Source organism: Bradyrhizobium sp. Mp27, from assembly GCF_029953005.1.
Classification (GTDB): domain Bacteria; phylum Pseudomonadota; class Alphaproteobacteria; order Rhizobiales; family Xanthobacteraceae; genus Bradyrhizobium; species Bradyrhizobium barranii.
The window spans coordinates 1-2,134 of the sequence record NZ_JASAUS010000425.1 but is presented as its reverse complement, the minus strand read 5'-3'; the positions used below and the strand labels follow the sequence as shown (position 1 = coordinate 2,134).

The window sequence follows — 2,134 nt, the reverse complement described above, 5'->3', positions numbered from 1 at the left end:
GCACGCCTCAAGCACCTTGCGATCTTTCCTCGAAAGGTGGACTTCTCTTGCTTCGGGTATCATCCCGACCTTGAATCACGACTCACGTTCCAAGAAAAGTGGGTACTAGTGTTGGCGCCTGAGATCGGACCGCTGGAGCCGGTGATGCGCGGAGCCTGGAGGCCAAGATTCAACCAATCGCAGGACATAGCCTCGAACTTGGCGTCGACGCACAAGGGTAACCGAATGAAGCGCCGCGCAATTCGAATCGAATTGCAAGGTTCGACTGCCGATGGTACTCGCGCGCACTGATGAAGTGATCGGCTGAGTGCGCATCTTGTTGCGCTGCATGAGTCCGGATGTGGCCCAACCCAGACCTCCGGCGATGTCCGCTTTAGCGCCGCTGTTGGGGGAGAAACGGACATCAGCGTCCAGCGGCATTTACATCCGACGACTTGCGTCTATCGCGCGATACTGAGCGGGTTCGCGGACGCTGATCGCATCCACCGCTTCAGCGATCAAAGCCGACATCTCACGGGCGCTTAGCGGCGGCCCGTACGCCTTGCGGGGCAACGCTGTCATTCGGCCTGCAATATTGACCCCTAAGCCGGGGGATCGGCGTCCAAAATTTGCTAGCCGATTGACAGGCAGCAGAACGTGGCGCGCTACGCCAAGGGCAATGGCCGGCTGGCTGGCTCTGTCGGCGGCCTTTGCTGGTCCGTTGGTGGGACCGTGTGCAGCTGAGGGCGGCGGCATCCACTTCAAGGGCGCATCGTCCAGCTTCCTATTCAGATCTCGCAGTCGATTGAGTTCAAAGCCTTACGCAAACCACCGAACGCGCTTAGCCGACAGGGCTCGGTGTCGCCGGCAGCCTTTGAACGCCCGGAAATGGTAGTTTGTTTGATTTCGGTTTCCTTTGACTTCGACTTAGGAAGGGCAGCGGCAACCTTCTTTGATTTGGGATGGTGCCGATGGTGGTCGATCACCTTGGGGGGGTCCGAAGAATCGATACCCATGCCTTCCGATGGAGAAATGCGTTCCTCGACTAGAGAAGGCTGCGCTGGAGTTTCGCTGCTCGCAGCGGCAATTTCTAGTCGATCAGCTTTCGCCAACGCACCATGTGAATCGGAAATGCCTACGGTCGTTTCGGCAAGGGGCTGGACGACCGCTACTGTACTTCGCGCCGGATTTCTGAGTTCCATCGACACCAGAAATCCAACACCCAATAGGATGAGGAGACCCAACAACACCATTCTCAGCATGATGCTTCTCCACCTTAAAATAGTGCCGGTGAAAATTCATCGATCCATGAGGCAACATGGCGGCGGCTCACGTACCACGCACGGGGTGTTGCCAACAGGGTTAACCACCGGCCTAGATGTTCCTGACGCGCGACGTCGAATATGCCCGGTGAGCCACAGGGCGACGGGCCGGCGACCATCATTGTACCAAGGTGCAGGCCCGACGACGGCGAACGTGATCGCCTTCATCGGGCCAGAATCGCAGTCACAGACTGATGCCGGTTTCGATTCGTGGAGCAAGAACAGCAATGGAGCCCGCAAAACCCCGCAAATGGACCGAAGAAGAGACCAAGCTGCTGATCGAACTCGCGCAACGTAAGGAAAGAGTGCCAGCGATGGCGCGAGAGATTGGACGTCACATCGCATCCGTTAGGCGACGAGCTCGCGAATTGGGTTTGCCTCTGCTGCCCGGCCGAGGTGAGAGGTAACTTTAGCTCCCTACCCACTCGCCCCTCCGGGACGCTGGGCCTTGAGCTCTGGCTCCTTTGCACCCGTGTCCCGCTGGCGGCCATCAAAATCCGCAGCGTCCGGCTAACGCGCAACCTCCGCAGCCTTAACATGACGGATCGCTTCCTTTGAGCATGCGTCCTGCCGGAGGATCCCGCGGGCACCGGCCGGAACACCGATCCGCCTGTCTTGAACGTTTGCGCCAACTGTCATAGTTGGAACGACACATGACTGGACGACTTCAAATGCGTAACCGAGAGACCGACCGGCCACAACCGATTGAGAAGACGCGGCTGGCTGCAGAGCTATGGCTGATTTTGGGTGACGCGGCCTGATCAGGCGGCGTGGCTTTCAGTGTTCGGAATGACTTCGATTCCGTCGATGAACTTTACACCGGCGATGACTTT

General features: G+C 58.3%; 2 protein-coding genes. One reads left to right on the top strand and one right to left on the bottom strand.

The features are described from left to right. Nucleotides 1-291: hypothetical protein (locus QJT78_RS50560; RefSeq protein ID WP_281460845.1), on the top strand; the 291-nt coding region annotated here is incomplete at its 5' end. Nucleotides 292-767: 476 nt separating this feature from the next. On the opposite strand, the gene QJT78_RS50555 is transcribed toward QJT78_RS50560, so the two are convergent. Further along, the gene (locus QJT78_RS50555) at nt 768-1,241 is read right to left on the bottom strand and encodes a hypothetical protein (RefSeq protein WP_028154209.1); all 474 of its coding nucleotides are present in this window, start codon (nt 1,239-1,241) and stop codon (nt 768-770) included. Nucleotides 1,242-2,134 lie beyond the last annotated feature (893 nt).